Below are 533 nucleotides of genomic sequence, written 5' to 3'. Positions count from 1 at the left end.
GCCGCCACGCTCCCAGTGCAGCAGCTTTATGTGAGTGCGATTTCGGTTAAGAAAAACGAACACATCACCGCAGGTAGGCTCCCGATGGAGCTTATTTCTGACCAGTCCGCTCAGGCCCGAAAAACTCTTTCGCATATCACAAGGCTTCCGGTAGAGGTGGTATCTATTGGAAGAGCCAAGGCTAAACATGGCGCAGCTGGACCAGTGTCGCGATTAAAGCTGGATCTCCGCCATTCATCCTGAGCTGGACGCCATTGGGAAAAATAAGTTCCACCTCCATCGCACCAGAGGTGCTGCCTGATATTTCAACAAATCCAGATCCTTTCTCCAGGGATCGCTTTTTTCGGATCCAGTATCCCATAGTGCTTGCACTGATATTATTCTCTCGGGCAAAGCTCTTTGCTGATAATCCACTTACGCGGTATTGTTCTACCAGCTGAAACATTTCTTCCTGTCTATTCATCTCTAATATTTTTGTACAAAACTAGAGATACACAGGCTGCAGGTCAACATGTGGTTGGTGGGACGGATAC

Annotated in this window: 2 protein-coding genes; both read right to left on the bottom strand. The window is 48.2% G+C overall.

From position 1 onward, the window contains the following. Positions 1–189, bottom strand: a 189-nt coding sequence (tnpB, locus tag RM539_RS20195) for an IS66 family insertion sequence element accessory protein TnpB (RefSeq protein WP_432264650.1), incomplete at its 3' end; no start/stop codon positions are given. Then, positions 182–463, bottom strand: a complete 282-nt coding sequence (tnpA, locus tag RM539_RS19950) for an IS66 family insertion sequence element accessory protein TnpA (protein WP_311505174.1) — start codon at positions 461–463, stop codon at positions 182–184. The genes tnpA and tnpB, both read right to left, overlap by 8 nt. Between the last annotated feature and the right edge of the window lie 70 nt (positions 464–533).

This window comes from Autumnicola musiva (genome assembly GCF_031846585.1).
In the GTDB taxonomy this organism is placed as follows: Bacteria; Bacteroidota; Bacteroidia; order Flavobacteriales; family Flavobacteriaceae; genus Autumnicola; species Autumnicola musiva.
Note: the sequence above shows the minus strand (reverse complement) of the source record. Positions and strands in the feature narration are given on the sequence as shown.